The sequence below is a fragment of the Stenotrophomonas sp. SrG genome, from assembly GCF_050031795.1.
Lineage (GTDB): Bacteria > Pseudomonadota > Gammaproteobacteria > Xanthomonadales > Xanthomonadaceae > Stenotrophomonas > Stenotrophomonas rhizophila_A.
This window is the reverse complement of record NZ_JBNBBE010000007.1, coordinates 118995-140117: the sequence shown is the minus strand read 5'-3', so window position 1 is coordinate 140117 and position 21123 is coordinate 118995. Positions and strand designations below refer to the sequence as shown.

Sequence of the window (21123 nt, the reverse complement as noted above, 5' to 3'; positions counted from 1 at the left end):
TGGTTTTACGCAGTGAATCCGATCTGAACTTTTCTGACCGCCGCATCGCTTTGTTCATCTAGGTGAACATTGACGCTACTTGTCGCCCGATGTCAAGCGCGGTCTGAGACGCGGTTCACGCTGCGACGCGTTCTGCCTGGTCGCGGGTGATGGTCAGGGCCTGCTCGACCAGGCTCCAATCGGCGCCGGGGCGGTGCGCACCCTCGCTCAGCACCTGCCGGAAGGCGCGGCCACCGGGCTGCCCGTGGAACAGGCCCAGCAGGTGGCGGGTGATGTGCTTCAGCGCCAGCCCACCGGCCAGCTGGGCCTCGATATAGGGGCGCATGGCGCGCAGCAGCGCCTCGCGCGGCTGCAGTGCAGCACCGGTCTGCGCAGCCTCCAGCTGATGCAGCACGTAGGGGTCGTGGTAGGCCGCGCGGCCCAGCATCACCCCGTCCAGCGCGGGCAGCTGGGCCTGGGCAGCCTCCACCGTGGCCAGGCCGCCGTTGAGCACGATCTGCAGCTGCGGGCGGTCGGCCTTGAGCCGGTGCGCCCAGTCGTAGCGCAGCGGCGGCACTTCGCGGTTTTCCTTCGGCGACAGACCCTTCAGCCACGCGTTGCGGGCGTGCACGATGAACATCGCGCTGCCGGCGTTGGCCGATCGATCGACGAAGTTCACAAAGTTTTCGTAGTCGTTGTCGTCATCCACGCCCAACCGGCACTTCACCGTGACCGGGATGTTCACCGCGCCGACCATGGCCGCCACGCACTCCGCCACCAGGGTGGGTTCGCGCATCAGGCAGGCGCCGAAGCGGCCGGCCTGGACCCGATCGGAGGGGCAGCCGCAGTTGAGGTTGACCTCGTCGTAGCCCCAGTCCTGGGCGATCTGCGCGGCCTGCGCGAGCAGGGCCGGATCGCTGCCGCCGAGCTGCAGGGCCAGCGGCTGCTCGCTGCCATCGAAGCCGAGCAGGCGCTCGCGGTCGCCGTGGATTACGGCGTTGGCGTGCACCATTTCCGTGTACAGCCGCGCACCCGGGGCCAGCAGCCGGTGGAACGCGCGGCAATGACGGTCCGTCCAGTCCATCATGGGGGCGACGGACAGGCGCAGGGAAGCGGCGTAGCGGTCTGCAGGGGTGGCAGGCAGGGTCATGGGTATCGGATCAGGCTGGGAAGTGCTGGGTTTACCAGCGCGATCAATAGTTTACACCGATCGACTGAACGCCACGCCCGACATCCAAAAGCTGAACGTACGTCAATGACGTATGTGCGCCATTGGCGTACCGTGCGTTATGCTCTTCATTGAAACGCCCACCTTTACCCGCGCGATCAAAGGACTGATCCCTGACGACGACTACGCCAGGTTCCAGCTTGAGTTGGCCGCGTCGCCGCTGGTGGGAGATGTAATTGAGGGAACCGGTGGGCTGCGCAAGGTTCGCTTGGGAATCCCAGGACGTGGGAAGCGTGGCGGTGCGAGGGTCATCTACTACTACATCGCCCCTTCGTCCCGGATCATCCTGCTTCTGGTGTACCCAAAGAATGTTCAGGACGCGCTGAACGCAGAACAGAAGATCGCACTCCGATCCATCATTGAGAACTGGAAGTGAGCCATGGACAACACCCTTTTTGCCGAACTGATGGGAAGCGTGGCTGAGGCCGATGAGATCCTGAAGGGTAATCAGGTACCGTCGCGTGAGCTCCATGTCAGTCCCGTGCAAGTGCGCGAGATTCGCCGAGCGACGGGGCTGTCGCAGCAGAAATTCGCGCGCATCATCCACGTGGATGTTGGCACGCTGCGAAACTGGGAACAGGGGCGGCGGGACCCCACGGGTCCGGCACGTGCCCTGCTCCACGTCATCATGAAGAATCCCAAGGAGACGCTTCGGGTGCTGGCGGAGGCGGGTTGATTCCTCGCCCGGTGGCCGGTCATTCTCTTGAATCAGGGGTTTTACCAATCGCCCGCACGCCGGGTGCCCAATGCGACAAGCTCAATCTGGATGTGCTCGCGGACTCCTCCCCACCCGTAGACGGCCTCAACGCTACGCGGTGCGCTGGTCGGGTCATGGGCTGTCACCTCCATTACCCGGTCAAGCATCAGCTTGCCGTTGTGCGAAGAACCTCTCCATAGCTCCAGCCGTAGCTTCAACGGAAGCAGCTCGGTGGACTGGTCCGCTTTCATGACGCTTACCCCGAGCGTATAGCCATCCCTCTCACTTGCGCCGATCGATACTTCGGCACGGCCAGCGGTTGGCATCCCCAGGATGGGGGCCATCACTTCCCTTCCGTTTATCGATACCTTGAACGACATGGCCTGGACGTTTTCAGGCATCTCCGATGCCGCTTGAACCGAAACCGGGATCGCGGTGACGGCCACCCACGAAGCAGCTACGAAGATTCCCCTGAAGAATGGAAGCATTGAAGTTCACCTTGGATTGCGTGACCAAAGAAGGGCAATCTACTGCCCAAGTCGCCCTTGGCTCTCCAATGGCCGTCACGGATCCCGCTAGGATTTCCCCGAATTCACCATGAGCCTTTTTCACCCTTCCAGCTTCGACAGCACCACCGAACAAGGGGTCCTGCGCCTGTCAATCGCAGCCTCGTTCGGCGTTGCGGCAATCGCCGTCGCGTTTGGCCTATTCGCCAACTCCTCGCTGATCATCTTTGACGGCATCTATGGCCTGATCGATGTGGTGATGACCTGGATGTCGCTGCTGGTGGTGCGGTTGATCAGCATGTCCACCAACGTGGATGCGTTGCAGTCCCGCTTGAACCAGCGCTTCACCATGGGCTTCTGGCACCTGGAACCCATCGTGCTCGGTGTCAGCGGAACGCTGATGATTGGCGCGGCCTTGTATGCAGCGGTCAATGCGGTGGACGCATTGATGTCCGGCGGCCGCGAGATCGCGCTGGGGCCTGCCATCGTGTTCGCGGTGATTTCCATCATCATCGAAAGCGGCCTGGCGCTGTTCGTGCGCCGCGCCAACCGCTCGATCGGCTCGGAGTTCATTGCGCTCGACGCGAAGAACTGGGTCGTGGCCGCGAGCATGTCGGCCGCCTACCTGGTCGCCTTCGTCGGCGGCTGGGTGCTGCGCGGCACGGAGTGGGCGTGGCTGGTGCCCTACATTGATCCGGCCATCCTGCTGGTGGTGTGCCTGTTCGTCGTGGTCGCGCCACTTGGCACCGTGCGGCAGGCGCTGTCGGACATCCTGCTGATCACCCCGGTTGAGCTGCAGGCGCATGTAGATGAGGTTGCACGTGAAATTGTCGCCAAGTACCGCTTCATCGAACATCGCAGCTACGTGGCCAAGGTGGGCCGTGGCGATCAGATCGAACTGTTCTTCGTGGTGCCGGCGAACGACCCGCCGCGCCCACTGGTCGAATGGGACCAGCTGCGCGACGAGATTGGTGAAGCGTTGGGCGAGGAATCGACCGACCGATGGCTGACGATCATGTTTACTACTGATCGCGAATGGACGATCTGACGAGTCTGCTTGTGACGCGTGTCACGGAACATTCATCACGATAGGTTTCATTGAATCAAAGCGCACTGCCGATATAAACGTTGCATTGGGCTTGAAAGACGCAGTGAATTACGGTTCTCGCAGCCCGCCTGACGGCGGCGCGCGCAGCGGGTGTTCCGTTGCGCGTAGACGAAAGGACCTTGATCAATGAAGAATGGAATTCCAACCCTTGCTGCGGCGGCCCTGGCGGTTTTCATCGCCGGCACGCCTGCCTCTTCAGCGCATGCGGACACCCGGTCGCCGACCATTGTTGTCGTCAACCAGTCGTGGGAAGCACATGAAGCGGAAGGCCTCAGGGTGCTTGACTGGGTTGCCGCGCATTCTCCCGACCGAAGCCCAATCGGACGCAACGGACGGGTAACTGTTGAGCAGGTCAAGAAGTTTACTCGTACACGTCGGTCGAGCTCGGAAACCTCCGCGCCTCCCGGCGGCTTGCCGGAGAAGGGTTCACAGGGCGAAGAGTACAACGTGGAAAACACCCTTCCAGACGGAACCACGCAGACGTGGAGTTATCGCTGGACTGAACCATCGACGGGCCACGGCGGACTTTGGGAAATGGTTGGCTACTCCTACCGCAAGGGCGATGATCCCCTCAACGTCAGGTAGTGTGCACGCCCTGCTTCCACTGCCGCGGCGATTGCCCGGTCTGCGACTTGAACGCGCGCGACAGCGCCGCTTCACTGCCGTAGCCCACATCAATCGCGATCCGCTTTAGCGGTTGGCCCTTGCGCAGCGCCTGCTGCACCAGGCGCGTGCGCCAGCCCTGCAGGTAGTGGCCGGGGGTGCTGCCGATGGTGTCGCGGAAGCTGTCGGCAAACGCGCTGCGCGACATGCCGGCGCGCTGCGCGAGCGATTCGAGCGTCCATTCCTGCGCGGGTTCTTCGTGCATGGCCACCAGCGCGTGGCGCAGGCGCGGGTGGGCCATGCCGGCGAGCAGGCCCACGCGTAGCTGGCCGCTTTCCATCAGCGCGCGCAGGATCTGGATCATCACGACCTCGAACAGCCGGTCGAGCAGCGCCTGGCGGCCGCAGCGCTGGGCGAAGGCTTCTTCGAACAACACCGAGAGGATCGGCTGGCCACCGTAGAGTTCCTGCAGCGGCAGGCAGATCACCGGTGGCAGCGCGGCGGAGACGGGGTTGTTGCCGCCACCCTCGAACTGCAGGTGGGCGCAGGCGAAGTCGGCGCCGGTATCCGGGTCGGTGACGAAGCGGTGGGCGAGCGGGCGTGGGTAGACCAGCACGCTGGGCTCGGCGATCTCGATGACGCTGCCGTCGGCGTGCTCGACGCGCACCTGGCCGTCGCGGATCAGGTGCAGCTGGCCGCGCTCGCCGTCGGCGGCCAGGTCGTTGATGCCGCACAACGCGCCGGCATGGAAGACTTCGGCATTGACCGCAAAGCGGCCGAGCAGGGATTGCAGGCGGTCAACCATTCCGGACTCCAGATCAAGTTTTCTGGATCTTATGTTGCCACACGTCCGCCCTGGAGGCGCACAGTACACCTCACCAACCGGTCCACCCCATTTACAGCCAGGAGCATTCCCATGTCGATTGAAAAGGTTCTCTACACCGCACACGCCACCGCCACCGGCGGCCGTGAAGGCCACGCCACCTCGTCGGACAACGTGCTGGACGTGCAGCTGTCCACCCCGCGCGAGCTGGGCGGCGCCGGCGGCCCGGGCACCAACCCGGAGCAGCTGTTTGCTGCCGGCTATTCGGCCTGCTTCCTGGGTGCGCTGAAGTACGTCGCCGGGCAGGCCAAGGTCGCGCTGCCGGCCGAGACCAGCATCACCGGCAACGTTGGCATCGGCCAGATTCCCACCGGCTTCGGCATTGAAGTGGAACTGCAGATCAGCGTGCCGGGCCTGCCGCGTGAGCAGGTGGAGGAGCTGGTGCAGAAGGCGCACATCGTGTGCCCGTATTCGAATGCGACGCGCGGCAACATCGATGTGACGTTGACGGTGGTCTGAGGGAGCGTGCCGACCAACGGTCGGCACCTACCGTGGTTAACACGTCGGTGGGTCATGGCCGTTGGTCGCGACGAAAAAAATGGGCGGATGCCGGTCGCGTTGACCGTGCATCCGCCCATCCCACCGCGGTGGATCCCGTTTCCGGGATGCATTCGTTGTTCCCGTTATTTTTCCGGGGTTACCAGCTGTACGACGCTGGAGAAATCCAGCTTGCCGCGGCCTGCCTGGTGATTCATGGAGTACAGGTTGCGGGCCAGTTCGCCCAGCGGGATGGAGGCGCCCACGCTCATCGCCGCTTCCACGGCCAGCCCCATGTCCTTGAGCATCAGGTCGCTGCCGAAGCCGCCGCTGTAGCCGCGCGACGCCGGCGCATTTTCCAGCACGCCCGGCCACGGGTTGCACACTTCGGTGGCCCAGCTGCGGCCGGTGCTGACCGCCATCATCTGCGACAACACCTTCGGGTCCAGGCCGTGGGCCACGCCCAGGGCGATGGATTCGCCGGTCACGGCCATGATCACGCCCAGCGCCATGTTGTTGCACAGCTTGGCCACCTGGCCGGCGCCGCTGGCACCCACGTGGAAGATGTTCTTGCCCATCGCCTGCAGAAGCGGGCGCGCGCGTTCGAGCGCATCGCTTTCGCCGCCGACGATGAAGGTGAGGGTGCCGGCCTGGGCACCGGCGGTGCCGCCGGAGACCGGGGCATCGAGCATCTGCAGGCCGCGTGCGGCCGCCGCTTCGGACACCTTGCGCGCGGTGGCGGGCGCGATCGTGCTGCAGTCGATCACCAGCGCGCCGCCGGGGATGTCGGCCAGCAGGCCGTCCTCGCCCAGGTACACGCCTTCCACGTGGCGGCTGGCCGGCAGCATCGAGATGACCACTTCGGCATCGGTGAGCGTGTCCAGCGCGGAGCTGGCGGCGGTGGCACCGGCGTCGACGGCGGCCTGCACGGCGGCCGGCACCAGGTCGAACACGCGGACGGCGTGGCCGGCCTTGGCCAGGTTGGCGGCCATCGGGCCGCCCATGTTGCCCAACCCGATGAATGCAATACGGCTCATGCGTGGCTCCTTTCAGGAACAGTGGCGCCCAGGTCGGCCAGCGGATGCGTGGCGCCGTCCCACGGCGAAGCAAAGAAGGTGTCGGCCCAGCCCACCGTGGCCTCAGCCAGCGTCTGCGGCTGCCAGTGCGGGGTGCGGTCCTTGTCGATCAGCAGCGCGCGGATGCCTTCGGCGAAATCGCCGTGGGCGGCGCAGTGCAGCGCGGCGATGTACTCCAGGCGATAGACGTCGGCCAGCGAAGCACCGGCGGTGTGCTTCTGCAGTTCCCAGGCCAGGCGCGCCGAACCGGGGGCACCGGCGGCGAGCGTGGCCTGCGCGGTCTGCAGCCACGGGTCGTCGGTCTGCAACGCGGCAATGGCGTTCACCACCGCAGGCACATCGCTACCCTCGCACAGCGTGTCGATCAACGCGGCGTTGCGCAGCAGCGGACCGGTGGCGGCATCGCTGGCGTGCTGCTGCAACAGGGTGCTGAGCTGTTCGTGGTTGCGCTTGGCGTCGGCACTCCAGTGCACGTCGGCCAGCGCGTTGAATACATCGGCGCGCTGGGCCTCGGCGATATGGATGTCGGCCATGCCAGCATAGATGGCGTCGCCGGCATTGAGCGGCGCGCCGGTCAGGGCCAGGAACAGGCCCGCCTTGCCCGGTACGCGCGGCAGCAGCCAGCTGCCACCCACGTCCGGGAACAGGCCCACGGTGATTTCCGGGAACGCCAGCTTGGAGCGCTCGCTCACCACGCGGTGGCTGGCACCGGACATCAGCCCAATGCCGCCGCCCATGACGATGCCATGGCCCCAGCACAGGATCGGCTTGGCGTAGGTATGGATGGCGTAGTCGACGCGGTACTCCACGTCGAAGAATTCAGAGGCGTAGTGGTTGTCGCGCACATCGTCCGCAACGGCATCGCGGTAGGCGCGCATGCTCTGGTACAGGCTGTGCAGGTCGCCACCGGCGCAGAACGCCTTCTCGCCCGCGCCCTGCAGCACCACCAGCGCGATGCCGTCATCGGCGGCCCAGGCGCCCAGGCGCTCGTGCAGCAGGTGCGCCATCGGCAGCGAGAAGCCATTGAGGGTGCGTGGTGCGTTGAGCGTGGCAATGCCGATGCGGGTGCCGTTGGCGGCGGTGCGCTCTTCGAACAGCACCGGCGCCTCCACGCTGGCCTCGGGCGTGGTCATGCGTTCTTCCACTGCGGTGCGCGCTTTTCCAGGAAGGCGTTGACGCCCTCGCCCTGGTCGGCGCGGTCGAACAGGTCGACGAAGGCCTCGCGCTCGGCGACCAGGGCCGAGGCGTGGCTGATGCCACTGCGGGTGGCCTGGACCAGCGTCTTGCAGGCCGCCACGCTGGACGGGCTCTGCTTGCCGGCCTTGTTCGCCCACTCGATGGCAAGCGCCTTGGCTTCGCCCTTGCCAACTTTTTCTTCTGCCAGGCCAATCCGCACGGCAGTATCGGCGTCGATGCGTTCGCCCAGCAGGATCATCCGCTTGGCCCAGCCCTCGCCGACCAGGCGGGGCAGGTTCTGGGTGCCGCCGGCGCACGGCAGCAGGCCGACAGTGGCCTCGGGCAGCGCAACCTGGGCGTGTTCTTCGATGATGCGCAGGTCGCAGGCCAGTGCGCATTCCAGCCCGCCGCCCATGGCGTAGCCGTTGATGGCGGCAATCGAAACGCCACGGAAACCGGACAGTGCTTCAAACGCTTCACCGAAACGGCGCGCAGCCTCACGGGCCAGCGCCTTGTCGCCGGAGGCGAACTGCTTGAGATCGGCGCCGGCCGAGAAAAACTTCTCGCCGCCACCGGTGATCACCAGTGCGTAGATGCTGGTGTCAGCGTTGAGCGCACCGACCAGATCGCGCAGCGCCGACAGGCTGTGCACGGTCCACGTATGCGCCGGAGGGTTGTCCAGGGTCACCACGGCGGTGTGCCCGTCGGCCTCGACCTTCAGGCCCACGTGTTCCTGCTTGCGCCAATCCATCATCGCAGTTCCTCATCGGTGTTGAGCAGGTGGCGGGCCACGATCACACGCATGATCTCGTTGGTGCCCTCCAGGATCTGATGAACGCGGCTGTCGCGCAGCAGGCGTTCGATCGGGTATTCACGAATATAGCCGTAGCCACCGTGGATCTGCAGCGCGTCATTGCAGACCTGGAAGCCGGCGTCGGTGGCGAAGCGCTTGGCCATCGCGCACCACACGTTGGCATCGCTGGCACCGGCGTCGAGCTTGCGCGCGGCGGTGTGCACCATCTGCCGCGCGGCCACCAGCTGGGTGACCATGTCGGCCAGCTTGAACTGCAGCGCCTGGAAATCGGCCAGCGGCTTGCCGAACTGGCGGCGCTCGCCCATGTAGCGGCGCGCGGCGTCCAGTGCGCCCTGCGCGGCGCCCAGCGAGCAGGCGGCGATGTTGATGCGGCCGCCGTCCAGGCCCTTCATGGCCAGCTTGAAGCCACTGCCCTCTTCGCCCAGCAGGTTGCCCACCGGCACGCGCACGTTTTCGAACGTGATGCCACGAGTGGGCTGGCTGTTCCAGCCCATCTTCTCTTCCTTGCGGCCGTAGCTGATACCGGCCAGGTCGGCCGGCACGGCCAGCGCGCTGATACCACTGGCACCGGGACCGCCGGTACGCGCCATCACCACCAGCAGCTCGGTGGCACCGGCGCCGGAGATGAAGGCCTTGGCGCCATTGAGCACGTAATGGTCGCCATCACGCACGGCACTGGTCTTCAGCGAGGCCGCGTCCGACCCGGCACCCGGTTCGGTCAGGCAGTACGAGGCCAGCTTGCTGCCCGAAGACAGCGCCTGGCCCCACTCGGCGCGCAGCGCTTCCTGGCCCCAGCTGCTGACCATCCACGAGGCCATGTTGTGGATGCTGATATAGGCCGCCGTGGAAGGATCCACGTTGGCGAGCTCCTCGATGACGACGGCGGCGTCCAGACGGCTCAGGCCGCTTCCACCGACTTCAGGATCCATGTACAAGCCACAGAACCCGAGTTCCCCTGCCTTGGCGATCGCCTCGCGCGGAAAGATGCCCTCCGCATCCCATCGCGCGGCGTGCGGCGCCAGTTCGGCCTGGGCGAAATCACGCGCGGCTTCTCTATAGGCCTGCTGCGCTTCTTCGAGTTCCGTCGTCATCGAGTTGCTCATGAACACTCCGTGCCTTGCAGGCGCTTACTTCAGGCTGATGGTGGTGTTGACGCCGTGACCCAGGGTCTCGTCGTCGAACCAGCGCGCGGTGATGGTCTTGGTCTGGGTGTAGAACATCACCACCTGCTTGCCATACGGGCCCAGGTCGCCAAGCTTGGACGCACGCGAACCGGTGAACGAGAACAGCGGCACCGGCACCGGGATCGGCACGTTGATGCCCACCTGGCCGACGTCGATTTCTTCCTGGAAGCGACGGGCCGCCGCGCCGGACTGGGTGAACAGCGCGGTGCCGTTGCCGTTGGGGTTGCTGTTGATCAGCTCGATGGCGTCATCCAGCGTTTCCGCTTCCAGGATGACCAGCACCGGCCCGAAGATTTCTTCGTCGTACACGCGCATGCCCGGCTTGACGCCGTCGAAGATGGTCGGGCCCACGAAGTTGCCCTTCTCGAAACCGTCCACCTGCGGGTTGCGGCCATCGAGCACCAGCTTGGCGCCCTGCTCCACGCCCGAGGCGATCAGCGCTTCGACGCGCTCGCGGGCGGCGCAGGAAATCACCGGGCCCACGTCGGTACCGGCCACGCTGCCGGCGCTCACTTTGAGGGTCTTGGCCTTGGCCACCAGATCCGGCACCCACTCGCGCGCTTCACCAACCAGCACCAGGGTGGAGGCGGCCATGCAGCGCTGCCCGGCCGCGCCGAAGGCGGCACCGACCATGGCGTTGAGGCTCTGTTCCTTGTTGGCGTCCGGCAGCACCACGGCGTGGTTCTTGGCGCCCATCATGCACTGCACGCGCTTGCCGGCCAGCGAGGCGCGGTTGTACACGTGGGTGCCGACGCGGGTGGAGCCCACGAAGGAAACGGCCTTGATATCCGGGTGGTCGCAGATCGCGTTGACCACTTCTTCGCCGCCGTGCACGACGTTGAGCACGCCCTTGGGGATGCCGGCTTCCAGCGCCAGTTCCACCAGGCGCATGGTCACCATCGGGTCCTGTTCGGACGGCTTGAGGATGAAGGTGTTGCCGGTGGCAATGGCCATCGGGAACATCCACAGCGGAATCATCGCCGGGAAGTTGAACGGGGTGATGCCGGCGCACACGCCCAGCGGCTGCAGCAGCGTGTAGGTGTCCACGCCATTGGCCACGTTGTTGGCCAGCTCGCCCAGCTGCAGGTTGCCGATGGCAGCGGCATGTTCGACCACTTCCAGGCCGCGGAACACATCGCCTTCGGCGTCCGGCACGGTCTTGCCCTGCTCGGCGCTGAGGATGTGGGCCAGTTCGCTCATGTGCTCGCGGATCAGCTGCTGGTACTTCAGGAAGATGCGCGCGCGGGTGCCGATGGGGGTCTTGCGCCAGGTCTTGAAGGCTTCCTTGGCCGAGGCCACGGCGGCGTCCACTTCGCTCACGGTGGCGAACGGCACCTGGGCCAGGACGTCCTGGGTGGCCGGGTTGACCACGTTCTGCCAGTGCGAGCTGGCCGATTCGACGAACTGGCCATCGATCAACATGCGGATACGGGGCGCTGCAACAGTCATGGCAATACCGGCGGATGCGAAAGGTGATTGGCATTATTCACAGGCCACCGCTCGATTTCCGGGCTGTCTGCGCTTAATCTGGCCAACGCCCGCTACGATTTCTGTTAATTCTGTGAATAGCCAGCTCCCCCATCGCCAGATCGGCCTGCGCCTGCTCAAGCTGCGCGAGCAGCGAGGCTACAGCCAGGCCGACCTCGCACGGGCACTGGGGCTGTCGGCCAGCTACCTGAACCAGATCGAGCGCAACAAGCGCCCCCTGACCCCGGCCGTGCAGGGCAAGCTGCGCGAGGTGTTGGGCGACGTTACCGACCTGTTCGACGTCGATGAGCCCGGTGCGCTGCAGGAAGCACTGGGCGAGACCCTGCGCGACCTGGGCCTGGATGAGGTCAGCAGCACCGAGCTGCGCGCCATGGCCGGCAACCTGCCGCAGATCAGCCGGGCCCTGCTCGACCTGCACCGCCGCCACCTGCTGCTGCGCGAACACGCCGCCGCGCTGGAGTTCCAGCTGGGCGACCCGCAGGCCGGGCATTCGCTGCCGGCCGGCGACCAGGTGCGGGACTTCTTCAACCGCATGCACAACCACATTCCCGAACTGGACGACCTGGCTGAGCAGCTGTTCGGCGAATGGGGGCTGGTGGCCGGGCACGTGGCGCCGCGCCTGCGCCAGCTGCTGGCCGACCGCCACGGCGTGCTGGTGGAAGTGGGGCCGCTGCAGGCCGGGCGCGAGAAGCGCGTGTACGACGGCGGCAGCCGCACGCTGTGGCTGCCCGATTACCTGGAACCGGGCCAGCAGGCGTTCCAGATGGCCGCCGAGCTGGCGTTGCTCGGGTATGCGGCGCAGATCGATGCGGTGATCGCGCGCGCGGGCTTCCGCGAACCGGAACAGATCGCGCAGGCGCGGATCGGCATGTCCAATTACTTCGCCGGCGCGTTGGTAATGCCCTATGCGCAGTTCCTGCGTGCGGCCGAACACAGCGCCTACGACATCGATGCGCTGGCGCACCGTTTCGGGGTGGGGTTTGAGGCGGTCTGCCACCGGCTGAGCACGCTGGCCCGGCGCAGTGCGCCGGGGCTGCCGTTCTTCTTCATCCGGGTGGACCGCGCGGGCAACGTCTCCAAGCGGCACTCAGCCACCGATTTCCACTTCTCGCAGGTGGGCGGCTCGTGTCCGCTGTGGATCGTGTACGAAGCCTTCAACCAGCCCGGGCGGGTGCTGACCCAGACCGCACGCATGCCCGACGGGCGCCGCCACTTCTGGCTGGCACGGCAGGTCAGCAGCGGCCCCATTGGCCATGGCCAGCCGCGCAAGACCTTTGCGGTCGCGCTGGGCTGCGACCTGCAGCACGCCGAGCGGCTGATCTACTCGCGCGGGCTGGATATCCAGAGCCCGGGCAACTCGGTGTCCATCGGCCCGGGTTGCCGCGTGTGCCCGCGCGAGGACTGTATGCAGCGCGCGTTCGCGCAGCTGCCGGGGCGCGCGTAGGGGCTGGCGTGCGTGGGCGGGGAGAGCGTACCGACCAACGGTCGGTACCTACCGAGGTGGCGGACGTTACGGTTGTTCACGCACACCGGTAGGGCACGACCGTTGGTCGTGCGGCGGTGAGAGCGTACCGACCAACGGTCGGTACCTACCGGGGTGGCGGACGTTACGGTTGTTCAAGCACACCGGTAGGGCACGACCGTTGGTCGTGCAGCGACGCGTTCAGTAACTGGGCGTCACCTTCATCTGCGGCAACGGGCGCGGGGCGCCGTCGGTGAGGTCTGGGCCGAGGTCTTCCCAGGTCTGGCCCTGTTCGACCATCAAGCGCCACAGCTGCTGCGATTCGCGGCGCTTCTCTTCCGAACTGAACCGGTAGGAGGGCGGCGGTGGCGCGCCCTGCGCCACCGATTCGTAGGCGTCCTGCCAGGCGCTCACGCGCTGCGCGGGGTCGTCGGTACGCGCCACCTCCACCGTGTAGCGCTGATACGCCGACGCCAGGTTCCGCCAGCGGATCCAATAATGATTGGCGAACGAGAAATCACAGAAGCGCTCCCCGGCCACACTGCCCTTGGCGGCAATGCGGCTGAGCACCGCCTGCGGCATGTCCAGGTTCATGCCGCCTTCGTCGCCCTGCAGCGTTACGTGCACGATGCGGTCGCGGTAGCCGGGCGCGCGTGCCTGCAGCACATCGCGCCAGTTCTGCATGGTGGAAACGATGGAGAACAGGAAGCCGGACATCTCCGCCGCCGCCAGCGGCCGCGCGATGGACTGGTAGCTGCGTTGCCAGCCATGCCGGTTTTCGGTGGGCAGGAACACGGCGGCATTGATCGCGTCGGGCGAGTCTGGCGCGGCGCGCAGCGGTTCGGCGGTGTGCGGGTACACCAGGTTGATGCCGAAGGTGGGCCAGCGCGGCAGCGCGGCGTCGAAAAGGTGGATGGGGAAGTTGCTGCTGATGCCGCCATCGGAGAACCAGCACACCCGGAAGGCGGTGATCGCCGGGCCGCTGCCGTGGCCACCGCTGGTGAGCCCTTCGGTGCTGTCGGCCACGTTGCGATCGCCGTGCGCGGGCGCGGCATCGGCCATCGGTTCACAGCGCCGCTCCCGCCGCGCCGGCTCGTGCAGCGGCACCGCGCTGATCAGCAGCGGAAAACTCAGGCTCATGCGCGTGGCCACCAGTACCGGCAGCTGCTCGCCTTCGGGCAGGCGGTAGTAGTCCACGCCGTCCACGTGATGCGGCGCGCCCGCGCGGGCGAGCAGCCACGTCACCACGCTGGCCGGGAACAGCTGTTCGAACTGGTCGCGCCGGAACCAGAACTGCGAGGCGCTGAACGGCAGCGTGCGCGGCTCGGTGTGCGATACACAGGTGGTGATCATCTGCAGGCTGACCGCGTGCGCGCCCTCCGGCTCGCCGCTGTAACGCGGGGCGTCATGCAGGTCGGCGAAGGTCAGCGGCTGGTCCAGCGGCTTGCCGGCCAGGGCCTGCAGCTGGGTGTGCAGCCAGTCGGTCAGCGCAGGTTTGTCGGCACCGCTCTGGGTGGCGCCCGAGCACAGCCCCAGCAGGTTGCGCCGCGCTACCCGCGCCACTCGCAGCGCGGACGCCAGTACCCCCGCCCCATATGCGCACAGCAGCGACGGCAGCAGCGTGGCCCACATGCCCTCCACTCCTGCGGCCAGCCAGCCGATGCCCAGCAGCCCGACCAGCGCGGCCAGCAGTTCCAGCGGGGCGATGGCGAACACCGCCGCCAGCAGGCACAGGATCTTGCGCGGCAGGCTCGCCTTGCCGGTGAGCATCACCAGCAGCCGGTAAGCGGTACGCGCACCGTACGCCGGCTGGAACAGGCTGTAGATGAAGCCGCGCCGCGACAACTGGGTGGACACATCGGCCAGCCCGGCAAAGCCGGCCTGCGGGCCCATCGGTTCACCGGCCCGGCAGCGCCGGTCGCCCAGCGCCGCGGCAGCGGCCACGGCGGCGGCGATCGCCCCGGCCGAGGTGCCGCCGATGTTCTTGAAGCGGTACTCGCGGGCCAGCGACAGCACCGCATTGGGGTACACGATGCCACTGGTGATGCCGCCCTTCATGACCAGATCGCAGTACTTGTCCGCCATGTCGCCGCCCTCTGTCCGCCTTGGGTTCCAGTATCCCCCAAGGCCTTCTCAGGGCCTGAGAACCGCGCCCCAGTTATGGCTTCGGGCGGTTGGTCGCGGCTGACTGGGGTACGCGGCGCACCTGCGACAGGTCATAGCCCAGCGCGGCAATCCGGGTCATTGCCGCCTGGTAGTCCTGCTCGGAGATCTGCGGGGTGCGCGCCATCAGCCACATGTAGTCGCGCTTGCTGCGACCGACGATGGTCTGCTGGTAGTCATCGTCAAGGTACACGATCACGTACTCGGCCTTGATCGGCCACACGAACTGCATGCCCCACTCGGCACCGTTGGTGCCTTCCTTGACCGTGCCGATCGGATGCATGGTCTTCACCGGCGCATCGAAGCTGCCCTTGCGGTAGGTGAAGGTGGTCTGGATGCGGCCGTCCGGGCGAAGCGCGTAGGACTCCACCGCGTCGAACGCTTCGCGCTCGGGCCGGCTGGGAATGTGGGCAATCACATACCAGTCGCCCATGAAGCGCGGCACGTCCACGTGGGCCACCGGCGGAATGGGACGGGTATTGCCACCGCAGCCGCCCAGCAACATGCCGGCGGCGAGGAGGGGAAGCAGTGGGCGTAGCTTCATGGCGTTTTCCTCATGAGGGGTCAGGCGCGGTCGAACAGGTAGTGGGCCACCATCCACTGCTGGCCCTTCTGGTAGCCGAACAGCTCGGCGCAGGCCATCCAGAACATGCGCCAGCGCTGGAACCACAGTGCGGCGGCAGCCTCGCCATAGCCCTGGCGCAGCACCGCCATCACGGCGTCGCGGTTCTGGTCCTGGCGCTCCAGCCAATGGTTGGCGGTGCGTTCGTAGTGGGTGCCATCCAGCAGCCAGCGCTGCTGCAACTGCATGTACTGGGGGAAGTGCAGCAGGGTGTCGGCGGCCGGCATCAGCCCCCCGGTGAAGAAGTGCCGCCCCATCCAGTTGTCATCGCCTTCGGTCTCGAACGGGTACATCAGCGTGCGGTGCACGAAGATGTGCACGAACAGCTTGCCGTCCGGGCGCAGCCACTGGTGGATGCGCTGCAGCAGCCGGGCGTAGTTGCGCACGTGTTCGAACATCTCCACCGACACGCAGCGGTCGAAGCTGCCCGGTTCCAGGATCAACTCGTTCACATCGCGGGTCAGCACCGTCACGTTGGTGAGACCACGTATGCGGCACTGGCCCAGGATGTACTCGCGCTGGCTGTTCGAATTGGATACGGCAGTGATGCGCGAGGCGGGATAGCGCTCGGCCATCCACAACGTCAGCGAGCCCCAGCCGCAGCCCAGCTCAAGGATGTCCTGGCCGTCGGCCAGCTCGGCGCGCTCGCCGTACAGGGCCAGCATCGCCTCTTCGGCCTGATCAAGCGTTTCCGTGCCGGTGGGGTAGTAGCAGCTGCTGTACTTGAGCCGTGCACCCAGGCAATCCTGGAAGAACGCAGCGGGCACTTCGTAGTGCTGGCGGTTGGCCGCGTCCACGTGCAGCGCCAACGGGCTGCGCGACAGCGACACGATGCGCGCGGAAAAGCGCTGCGCCTGCTCTTCCACGGTGCCTGCGCTTTCCTCGCGCAGGCGCGCCTCGCACTGGCGGCGGATGCCCAGTCGCAGCAGCGCATCGGGCAGCAGGCCGCGTTCGGCCAGGCCGGTCAGCCCGGGCGCGTAGTCGGGCAGCGGCAGCGATTCTCGGGCGACATTCACGGTGAAGACTCCTTGCGGGGCGAAGCAGTGCGGGAGGGGAACCACGGAAACAGCATCGGCGTGCTGCGCTGGTAGTCGCGGTAGTCCTCACCCCGGGTGCGCAGCGCCTGCGCCTCGGTGAAGGGAATGCCGCTCACCCAGCGCAGGAACACGTACATCACCACGGGTCCGGACCAGGCCAACCACCACAGCGGCGAGTGCACGGCCAGCAGCACGTAGGTGAACCAGTGCAGCCATTCGAAGAAATAGTTTGGGTGGCGCGAGTAGCGCCACAGGCCGCTGCGGCAGGTCTTGCCCTTGTTGGCCGGGTCGGCGCGGAAGCGCGCCAGCTGGCGGTCGGCCAGCGATTCGCCGCCCACGCTGAGCAGCCACATCGCGATGGCGGCGATGATCCAGCCCATCGGCAGCGCCGCGCTCTGCGACACCGCCACGAACGGCAGTGCGAACAGCACGATCAGCAACGCCTGGAACTGGAAGAAGCCGAAGATCTTGCCCTGGTGGCCGTTCCAGTGCCGGCGCAGGTGCTGGTAGCGGCCATCCTCGTCTTCGCTGCGCACGCGCTTCCACAGGTGCAGGGCCAGCCGCGACCCCCACAGCCCGCCCAGCAACGCCAGCGCGATGCGCGGCGCCGTTGCGCCATCGCCCAGCCACGCCAGCAGCAGTGCCGAGGCGCCCACGCCCTTGGCCCACAGCACATCGACCACGCCGATGTTCTGGTGGCGGCGCTGCCACCACCAGCCCCAGCACATGATCAGTGCGGCATACAGCCAGACCCATCCAAGATTCATCATGCATGCGCTCCATTGGTGTTCGTAGCCACTGGTGCCGCCCCGCGCTGCCAATGACGCGCGCAGAGGGCCAGCAGCGGCAGTGCGATGGCCCAGCCCAGGGCAAGAACGGCCACGCCCTGCCAGGACGGCGACGGGAACGCCACCGCCGACCAGCCGCGCGCGGCGGAGAGATACGCCAGCGGCGCGATCAGGCCGAGCAGCGCGGCCAGCCAGAGCCGCCGCTGCAGCACTTTCAGGGAAACCGTAAGCGTCATCCCGAATGCGGCCCACAGGGCGAGGATCCACACCGGCGCCAGCCACGCATTGGGCCAGGCTGCGGCGTACACCACCTGCCCGCTTGCACCCGCGAGGCCATCCACGACCAGCCCGCACAACACGGCCACCCCAAGCAGCCTGAGGTCGACGCTGGGCTGCGCGGACATGGCGAGCTGGCTGGCCACATAGGCAGCTGCGGCCAGCAGCGCCGGCCAGCGCAGCCCCTGCCCGGCGCCGACCACCGCGCACAGCCAGACCAGCTGGTTACCGATGACGTTGGCCCAGAAGTGGCGCATCTCAGTGGGTGCCGTCGAGCGGTGCCGGCCGGTACCCGGGGCGCGCCAGCAGCAGCTGCGACACGCCGATGGAGCGTTCCAGGAAGCCGCCTTCGCAGTAGGCCAGGTAGAACTCCCACAGGCGGATGAAGCGCTCATCGAAGCCCTGCGCGCGCACCGCCGGCAGCTGCGACAGGAAGCGAAGGCGCCAGGCACGCAGGGTGAGCGCGTAGGACTGGCCGAAGTCATGCTGGCCGATCAGCTGCAGGTCGCTGCTGCGGGTCTTGGCCGCCATGATCGCGTGCAGCGAAGGAATGAAGCTGCCGGGAAACACGAAGCGCTTGATGTAGTCCACGCTGCGCCGCGCCTGCTCGTAGCGTTCGTCTTCGATGGTGATGGCCTGCAGCAGCGCCAGGCCTTCCGGCTTGAGCAGCCGGGTGAGCGTGGCGAAGTAGGTATCGAGGTACTGCGCGCCGATGGCCTCGATCATCTCGATGGAGACCAGCTTGTCGTACTGGCCCTCCAGGTCGCGGTAGTCCTCCAGCAGCACCGTCACCTTGTCCTGCAGCCCCGCGCTGGCCACCCGCTCGGTGGCCAGCGCGTACTGCTCCCTGGAGATGGTGGTGGTGGTGACGTGGCAGCCGTGGTGAAGCGCGGCATACACGGCGAAACCACCCCAGCCGGTGCCGATCTCGACCACGCGGTCGCCCGGCTTGAGCTGAAGCTGTTCGCAGATCCGCGCCAGCTTGCGCTGCGAGGCCACTTCCAGCGTGTCACCGGGCTCGGCATACAGCGCCGAGGAGTACATCAGGTCGCGGGACAGGAACAGCGAGAAGAACGCATTGCCCAGGTCGTAGTGCGCGGCGATGTTGCGACGGCTGCCTTCGCGGGTGTTGCGGCGCAGCCAGTTCCAGCCCTGCAGCAGCCAGCCGCCCAGCCGCGCCGGGCCGCGCTCCATGCCATCGAGCAGCGCGCGGTTGCGCACCAGCAGCTGCACCAGTCCCACCAGGTTGTCGCAGCGCCACTCGCCGCGGATGTAGGCCTCACCGGCACCCACGCTCCCCTGTGCGCCGACCGCACGGTAGAAGGCCGGGTTGTCGACCCACACCGTCACCTGCAGCGGTGCAGCGGCGTCACCGATGGAGACATCGCCCAGTGCATCGCGCAGCTGCAGCCGGCCACCCTGCAGCGGGGCCAGCTGGGCCAGCAGGCGGCGGCGCAGGAACGCTTCCAGCGTGCTGGGCTCAGGCAGGGCAAGCGGTCGGGTCATGTCGTTCATGGGTGCTTTCCAGCAATGGAAGGGTGGTCGTGGACGGGCGTGCGCTTGAGCCACAGCCGCAGCGCCTGCCAGTGGATGGCGGCCACCACCTGCACCGTCATCAGCGGGTGGCGCAGCAGCACGCGGGCCAGGCCGGGGCCGGTGAGGGGATGGCGCTGCAGGGCCAGGTCGGCATCGAACTGGCGCTCGCCGTTGCGCCACACCTGCATGTGCACGTGCAGGTCATCGCCCGGCGCGGTGAAGCGCCAGCGGTATTCGCAGTCCATCGGCAGGAACGGGGAGACGTGGAACTGCTTGTCGAAGGTCCAGGCCAGCGCGCGGCCGTGCGCGTCGGCCTGCGCCACGGGCAGCACGTAGGCGTGGCGCTCCTGCCAGGGCGTGTTGGTGATCTCGGCTACGATGCAGTCCAGCGTGGTTCCATCGGCGGCGTAGCAGTAGTAGAAGCTGACCGGGTTGAAGATGTGCCCGGCATGGCGCAGGTGCGAAAGCATGCGCACGGGACCCGGCGGCGCATGGCCCAGCGCCTGGGTGATGCGTCCGCGCACGGCATCGGCCAGCGGCTGGTCCGGGTCGCCCAGGTAATCGCTGCGGCGGAACTCCGCCAGGTTGCGGCGGTTCACCGACCAGAACCAGCGGCCATCGAACAGGTGGTCCAGCTCGTCCAGGTCGATCAGCAGCTGCGCGATGGGGTAGTCGAACGCGTGCGGCTGCGGCGCATGCCGGCGGTGCTGCATCCTGCCGCGATAGATCGCACTGGCGGTCATGCCGGTACGCCCTGCGACAGCGGCCAGTACGCCTCGGCATCCAGCGATTGCAGCGCCTCCACCACCCGGCGCGCACTGCGGATGCCATCTTCATGGAAGCCCCAGCCCCAGTAAGCGCCGGCAAACCAGGTGCGGCGCCGCCCCTGCACTTCGGCCCAGCGCCCTTGTGCACGCACCATGGCGTGGTCGTGCACGGGGTGGGCGTACTGCATCCGGCGCAGGATCTTTTCCGGCGCGATCGCGTCGGTACGGTTGAGCGTCACCACCAGCGGCGTGGGCGTATCGATGCCCTGCAGCAGGTTCATGCAGTAGCTGACCGTGCACGGTGCCAACGGGTCGCGCGGCACGTGCGCGTTCCACGCCGCCCAGGCCTTGCGGTTGCGCGGCAGCAGGGTGGCATCGGTATGCAGCACTACCTCGTTGGGCTGGTAGCGGATCGCGCCGAGCACGCTGCGTTCGGTGGCATCGGCATCGGACAGCAGCGCCAGCGCCTGGTCGCTGTGGCAGGCCAGCACCATCTGGTCGAAGCCCTCCAGCCCATCGGCGGTGAGCACGCGCACCCCGTGCTCCTGCCGCTCCACGCCCAGCACACGGCATTCCAGCCGCTCGCGTACCCGCCAGCGCCGCCGCATCGCGTCCACATAACGCGCCGAACCGCCCTGCACCACCCGCCACGCCGGGCGGCCGGTCATCTGCAGCATCTGGTGGTTGGCCATGAACTGCACCAGGTAACGCGCCGGGAAGTCGGCCAAGGCCTGGACCGGCGATGACCACAGCGCAGAGGCCATCGGCAGCAGGTGCTCCTGGACGAAGGCCTCGCCGTAGCGGCCCTGCTTCAGGTACTCGCCCAGTGACGGTCCCTCTTCCCCGCTGTGCAGCAGCGCCGGCGCCTGGCGATAGAAGCGGCGCAGGTCGCGCAGCATGCCCCAGAAGCGCGGCGAGAGCAGGTTGCGGCGCTGGCAGAACAGGGTATCCAGCGTGGTGGCGTTGTACTCCAGGCCAGTGCGTTCGCTGTGCACCGAAAAACTCATGGTGGTGGGCTGCGACGCCACGTGCAGCTCATCGAACAGCGCGGTCAGCAGCGGGTAGTGCTGCGGGTTGAACACGATGAAGCCGGTGTCCACCGCCTGCGCGCGGCCATCCACCATCACGTTGTGAGTGTGGGTGTGGCCGCCGAGGTAGTCGTTGGCCTCGAACAGCGTCACTTCATGGCGCTGGCTCAGCCACCAGGCGCTGGCCAGTCCCGCGATGCCCGATCCGATCACGGCAATGCGCAT

Annotated in this window: 22 protein-coding genes; 6 read left to right on the top strand and 16 right to left on the bottom strand. The window is 67.0% G+C overall.

Translation table 11 applies throughout. The annotated features are described in order from the left end of the window. Window positions 1-115 precede the first annotated feature (115 nt). A complete protein-coding gene (gene dusA / locus ACQG3P_RS08810; RefSeq protein ID WP_426804817.1) occupies window positions 116-1129 on the bottom strand; it encodes a tRNA dihydrouridine(20/20a) synthase DusA in 1014 nt (337 codons plus the stop codon). A gap of 139 nt (window positions 1130-1268) precedes the next feature. Between dusA and ACQG3P_RS08805 the strand changes: the two genes are divergently transcribed. Together ACQG3P_RS08805 and ACQG3P_RS08800 are read left to right on the top strand one after the other, a co-directional pair. Then, a complete protein-coding gene (locus ACQG3P_RS08805; RefSeq protein WP_426804816.1) occupies window positions 1269-1583 on the top strand; it encodes a type II toxin-antitoxin system RelE/ParE family toxin in 315 nt (104 codons plus the stop codon). Between the two features lie 3 nt (window positions 1584-1586). Further along, window positions 1587-1883, top strand: a complete 297-nt coding sequence (locus tag ACQG3P_RS08800; RefSeq protein WP_068848524.1) for a helix-turn-helix domain-containing protein — start codon at window positions 1587-1589, stop codon at window positions 1881-1883. A 41-nt stretch (window positions 1884-1924) separates the two neighbouring features. Here ACQG3P_RS08800 and ACQG3P_RS08795 read toward each other — a convergent pair whose 3' ends face one another. Then, window positions 1925-2392, bottom strand: coding sequence for a hypothetical protein (locus tag ACQG3P_RS08795; RefSeq protein WP_426804815.1), 468 nt, complete (start codon window positions 2390-2392; stop codon window positions 1925-1927). A 109-nt stretch (window positions 2393-2501) separates the two neighbouring features. On the opposite strand from ACQG3P_RS08795, the gene ACQG3P_RS08790 reads away from it, so the two are divergent. Both ACQG3P_RS08790 and ACQG3P_RS08785 read left to right on the top strand, forming a co-directional pair. Next, entirely contained in the window at window positions 2502-3458 is a 957-nt protein-coding gene (locus tag ACQG3P_RS08790; RefSeq protein WP_426804814.1) for a cation diffusion facilitator family transporter, read from the top strand. Between the two features lie 186 nt (window positions 3459-3644). Continuing rightward, entirely contained in the window at window positions 3645-4103 is a 459-nt protein-coding gene (locus ACQG3P_RS08785) for a hypothetical protein (RefSeq protein ID WP_426804813.1), read from the top strand. Here the strand turns inward: ACQG3P_RS08785 and ACQG3P_RS08780 are convergent. Next, on the bottom strand, window positions 4096-4926 hold the full coding sequence (locus ACQG3P_RS08780) for a cupin domain-containing protein (RefSeq protein WP_426804812.1): 831 nt from the start codon (window positions 4924-4926) through the stop codon (window positions 4096-4098). The two genes, ACQG3P_RS08785 and ACQG3P_RS08780, sit on opposite strands and share 8 nt — an antisense overlap. Window positions 4927-5037: 111 nt before the next feature. Between ACQG3P_RS08780 and ACQG3P_RS08775 the strand changes: the two genes are divergently transcribed. Next, window positions 5038-5463 (top strand): organic hydroperoxide resistance protein, encoded by a 426-nt coding sequence (locus ACQG3P_RS08775; protein ID WP_184126145.1) that lies wholly within the window; start codon window positions 5038-5040, stop codon window positions 5461-5463. Between the two features lie 164 nt (window positions 5464-5627). On the opposite strand, the gene mmsB is transcribed toward ACQG3P_RS08775, so the two are convergent. The 5 genes from mmsB to ACQG3P_RS08750 are packed head-to-tail and all read right to left on the bottom strand — an operon-like array spanning window position 5628 to window position 11180. After that, complete coding sequence (gene mmsB, locus ACQG3P_RS08770; protein ID WP_068848514.1) at window positions 5628-6518, bottom strand: 3-hydroxyisobutyrate dehydrogenase; 891 nt, start codon at window positions 6516-6518, stop codon at window positions 5628-5630. Then, window positions 6515-7690, bottom strand: a complete 1176-nt coding sequence (locus tag ACQG3P_RS08765) for an enoyl-CoA hydratase/isomerase family protein (protein WP_426804811.1) — start codon at window positions 7688-7690, stop codon at window positions 6515-6517. The genes mmsB and ACQG3P_RS08765 overlap by 4 nt, the downstream gene beginning before the upstream one ends. Next, window positions 7687-8487 carry an enoyl-CoA hydratase gene (locus tag ACQG3P_RS08760; RefSeq protein WP_426804810.1) on the bottom strand — a complete coding sequence of 267 codons (801 nt, stop codon included), beginning with the start codon at window positions 8485-8487 and terminating at the stop codon, window positions 7687-7689. The genes ACQG3P_RS08765 and ACQG3P_RS08760 overlap by 4 nt, the downstream gene beginning before the upstream one ends. Beyond that, window positions 8484-9650: an acyl-CoA dehydrogenase family protein gene (locus ACQG3P_RS08755; RefSeq protein ID WP_068848509.1), complete on the bottom strand. Its 1167-nt coding sequence runs from the start codon at window positions 9648-9650 to the stop codon at window positions 8484-8486. Before ACQG3P_RS08755 ends, ACQG3P_RS08760 begins: the two co-directional genes overlap by 4 nt. A gap of 24 nt (window positions 9651-9674) precedes the next feature. Then, entirely contained in the window at window positions 9675-11180 is a 1506-nt protein-coding gene (locus tag ACQG3P_RS08750) for a CoA-acylating methylmalonate-semialdehyde dehydrogenase (RefSeq protein WP_093535064.1), read from the bottom strand. Window positions 11181-11292: 112 nt separating this feature from the next. Between ACQG3P_RS08750 and ACQG3P_RS08745 the strand changes: the two genes are divergently transcribed. Beyond that, window positions 11293-12663: a helix-turn-helix domain-containing protein gene (locus ACQG3P_RS08745; protein ID WP_093535066.1), complete on the top strand. Its 1371-nt coding sequence runs from the start codon at window positions 11293-11295 to the stop codon at window positions 12661-12663. Between the two features lie 219 nt (window positions 12664-12882). Here ACQG3P_RS08745 and ACQG3P_RS08740 read toward each other — a convergent pair whose 3' ends face one another. The 8 genes from ACQG3P_RS08740 to ACQG3P_RS08705 all read right to left on the bottom strand — a co-directional run bounded on the left by ACQG3P_RS08740 (window position 12883) and on the right by ACQG3P_RS08705 (window position 21123). Beyond that, window positions 12883-14766, bottom strand: a complete 1884-nt coding sequence (locus ACQG3P_RS08740) for an RpoH suppressor (RefSeq protein ID WP_426804809.1) — start codon at window positions 14764-14766, stop codon at window positions 12883-12885. A gap of 73 nt (window positions 14767-14839) precedes the next feature. Beyond that, a complete protein-coding gene (locus ACQG3P_RS08735) occupies window positions 14840-15388 on the bottom strand; it encodes a lipocalin family protein (RefSeq protein ID WP_217537589.1) in 549 nt (182 codons plus the stop codon). Between the two features lie 20 nt (window positions 15389-15408). Beyond that, on the bottom strand, window positions 15409-16482 hold the full coding sequence (locus ACQG3P_RS08730) for a class I SAM-dependent methyltransferase (RefSeq protein ID WP_184126152.1): 1074 nt from the start codon (window positions 16480-16482) through the stop codon (window positions 15409-15411). Next, window positions 16479-17273: a DUF1295 domain-containing protein gene (locus ACQG3P_RS08725; protein WP_426804808.1), complete on the bottom strand. Its 795-nt coding sequence runs from the start codon at window positions 17271-17273 to the stop codon at window positions 16479-16481. Before ACQG3P_RS08725 ends, ACQG3P_RS08730 begins: the two co-directional genes overlap by 4 nt. Continuing rightward, window positions 17270-17824: a DUF2878 domain-containing protein gene (locus ACQG3P_RS08720; protein ID WP_426804807.1), complete on the bottom strand. Its 555-nt coding sequence runs from the start codon at window positions 17822-17824 to the stop codon at window positions 17270-17272. The genes ACQG3P_RS08725 and ACQG3P_RS08720 overlap by 4 nt, the downstream gene beginning before the upstream one ends. Before the next feature lies 1 nt (window position 17825). Next, window positions 17826-19082 carry a class I SAM-dependent methyltransferase gene (locus tag ACQG3P_RS08715; RefSeq protein WP_426804806.1) on the bottom strand — a complete coding sequence of 419 codons (1257 nt, stop codon included), beginning with the start codon at window positions 19080-19082 and terminating at the stop codon, window positions 17826-17828. Beyond that, window positions 19079-19846 carry a DUF1365 domain-containing protein gene (locus tag ACQG3P_RS08710; RefSeq protein WP_426804805.1) on the bottom strand — a complete coding sequence of 256 codons (768 nt, stop codon included), beginning with the start codon at window positions 19844-19846 and terminating at the stop codon, window positions 19079-19081. The genes ACQG3P_RS08715 and ACQG3P_RS08710 overlap by 4 nt, the downstream gene beginning before the upstream one ends. Then, window positions 19843-21123 (bottom strand): NAD(P)/FAD-dependent oxidoreductase, encoded by a 1281-nt coding sequence (locus tag ACQG3P_RS08705; protein ID WP_426804804.1) that lies wholly within the window; start codon window positions 21121-21123, stop codon window positions 19843-19845. Before ACQG3P_RS08705 ends, ACQG3P_RS08710 begins: the two co-directional genes overlap by 4 nt.

Excerpts from the sequence above, each read along its gene's own strand:
- ACQG3P_RS08805 (WP_426804816.1), top strand. The coding sequence starts at position 1,269 with ATGCTCTTCATTGAAACGCCCACCTTTACCCGCGCGATCAAAGGACTG.
- ACQG3P_RS08800 (WP_068848524.1), top strand. The coding sequence starts at position 1,587 with ATGGACAACACCCTTTTTGCCGAACTGATGGGAAGCGTGGCTGAGGCC.
- mmsB (WP_068848514.1), bottom strand. The coding sequence starts at position 6,518 with ATGAGCCGTATTGCATTCATCGGGTTGGGCAACATGGGCGGCCCGATG.
- ACQG3P_RS08790 (WP_426804814.1), top strand. The coding sequence starts at position 2,502 with ATGAGCCTTTTTCACCCTTCCAGCTTCGACAGCACCACCGAACAAGGG.
- ACQG3P_RS08775 (WP_184126145.1), top strand. The coding sequence starts at position 5,038 with ATGTCGATTGAAAAGGTTCTCTACACCGCACACGCCACCGCCACCGGC.
- ACQG3P_RS08710 (WP_426804805.1), bottom strand. The coding sequence starts at position 19,846 with ATGACCGCCAGTGCGATCTATCGCGGCAGGATGCAGCACCGCCGGCAT.
- ACQG3P_RS08750 (WP_093535064.1), bottom strand. The coding sequence starts at position 11,180 with ATGACTGTTGCAGCGCCCCGTATCCGCATGTTGATCGATGGCCAGTTC.
- ACQG3P_RS08705 (WP_426804804.1), bottom strand. The coding sequence starts at position 21,123 with ATGCGCATTGCCGTGATCGGATCGGGCATCGCGGGACTGGCCAGCGCC.
- dusA (WP_426804817.1), bottom strand. The coding sequence starts at position 1,129 with ATGACCCTGCCTGCCACCCCTGCAGACCGCTACGCCGCTTCCCTGCGC.
- ACQG3P_RS08780 (WP_426804812.1), bottom strand. The coding sequence starts at position 4,926 with ATGGTTGACCGCCTGCAATCCCTGCTCGGCCGCTTTGCGGTCAATGCC.
- ACQG3P_RS08785 (WP_426804813.1), top strand. The coding sequence starts at position 3,645 with ATGAAGAATGGAATTCCAACCCTTGCTGCGGCGGCCCTGGCGGTTTTC.
- ACQG3P_RS08725 (WP_426804808.1), bottom strand. The coding sequence starts at position 17,273 with ATGATGAATCTTGGATGGGTCTGGCTGTATGCCGCACTGATCATGTGC.
- ACQG3P_RS08740 (WP_426804809.1), bottom strand. The coding sequence starts at position 14,766 with ATGGCGGACAAGTACTGCGATCTGGTCATGAAGGGCGGCATCACCAGT.
- ACQG3P_RS08795 (WP_426804815.1), bottom strand. The coding sequence starts at position 2,392 with ATGCTTCCATTCTTCAGGGGAATCTTCGTAGCTGCTTCGTGGGTGGCC.
- ACQG3P_RS08720 (WP_426804807.1), bottom strand. The coding sequence starts at position 17,824 with ATGCGCCACTTCTGGGCCAACGTCATCGGTAACCAGCTGGTCTGGCTG.
- ACQG3P_RS08735 (WP_217537589.1), bottom strand. The coding sequence starts at position 15,388 with ATGAAGCTACGCCCACTGCTTCCCCTCCTCGCCGCCGGCATGTTGCTG.
- ACQG3P_RS08715 (WP_426804806.1), bottom strand. The coding sequence starts at position 19,082 with ATGAACGACATGACCCGACCGCTTGCCCTGCCTGAGCCCAGCACGCTG.
- ACQG3P_RS08755 (WP_068848509.1), bottom strand. The coding sequence starts at position 9,650 with ATGAGCAACTCGATGACGACGGAACTCGAAGAAGCGCAGCAGGCCTAT.
- ACQG3P_RS08760 (WP_426804810.1), bottom strand. The coding sequence starts at position 8,487 with ATGATGGATTGGCGCAAGCAGGAACACGTGGGCCTGAAGGTCGAGGCC.
- ACQG3P_RS08765 (WP_426804811.1), bottom strand. The coding sequence starts at position 7,690 with ATGACCACGCCCGAGGCCAGCGTGGAGGCGCCGGTGCTGTTCGAAGAG.